The organism is Streptococcus oralis, assembly GCF_003943395.1.
Lineage (GTDB): Bacteria > Bacillota > Bacilli > Lactobacillales > Streptococcaceae > Streptococcus > Streptococcus oralis_BF.
On record NZ_RJPJ01000032.1, the window covers coordinates 1 to 666 of the forward strand.

At 51.5% G+C, this 666-nt stretch carries 6 tRNA genes; all 6 read right to left on the reverse strand.

The window, feature by feature from the left end:
• Positions 1–69: 69 nt before the first annotated feature.
• The 6 genes from D8802_RS10010 to D8802_RS10035 all read right to left on the reverse strand — a co-directional run bounded on the left by D8802_RS10010 (position 70) and on the right by D8802_RS10035 (position 586).
• Positions 70–143: transfer RNA gene (locus tag D8802_RS10010), tRNA-Met, on the reverse strand.
• 12 nt (positions 144–155) lie between these two features.
• Positions 156–245 (reverse strand) — tRNA-Ser (locus D8802_RS10015).
• 11 nt (positions 246–256) lie between these two features.
• Positions 257–330, reverse strand: a tRNA-Ile gene (locus D8802_RS10020).
• Positions 331–343: 13 nt separating this feature from the next.
• A tRNA-Met gene (locus D8802_RS10025) sits at positions 344–417 on the reverse strand.
• A 5-nt stretch (positions 418–422) separates the two neighbouring features.
• Positions 423–496: transfer RNA gene (locus D8802_RS10030), tRNA-Pro, on the reverse strand.
• A gap of 16 nt (positions 497–512) precedes the next feature.
• Positions 513–586 (reverse strand) — tRNA-Arg (locus D8802_RS10035).
• Positions 587–666: the final 80 nt, after the last annotated feature.

Sequence of the window (666 nt, forward strand, 5' to 3'; positions counted from 1 at the left end):
AGACGGAATCGAACCGCCGACACATGGAGCTTCAATCCATTGCTCTACCAACTGAGCTACCGAGCCAAATTGCGGGAGCAGGATTTGAACCTACGACCTTCGGGTTATGAGCCCGACGAGCTACCGAGCTGCTCCATCCCGCGTTAATAATAAAAAGGAGGATGTGGGATTCGAACCCACGCACGCTTTTACACGCCTGACGGTTTTCAAGACCGTTCCCTTCAGCCAGACTTGGGTAATCCTCCAAAATATACAATGGACCTTGTAGGACTTGAACCTACGACCACTCGGTTATGAGCCGAGAGCTCTAACCAGCTGAGCTAAAGGTCCAACAAGATCTTTATAGCGGCGAAGGGGATCGAACCCCCGACCTCCCGGGTATGAACCGGACGCTCTAGCCAGCTGAGCTACACCGCCATCAATCGGGAAGACAGGATTCGAACCTGCGACACCTTGGTCCCAAACCAAGTACTCTACCAAGCTGAGCTACTTCCCGAGTTAAATAGAAAAAATGCACCCTAGAGGATTCGAACCTCTAACCGCCTGATTCGTAGTCAGGTACTCTATCCAGTTGAGCTAAGGGTGCTCATTATTATATGCCGAGGACCGGGATCGAACCGGTACGATCGTTTCCAATCGCAGGATTTTAAGTCCTGTGCGTCTGCC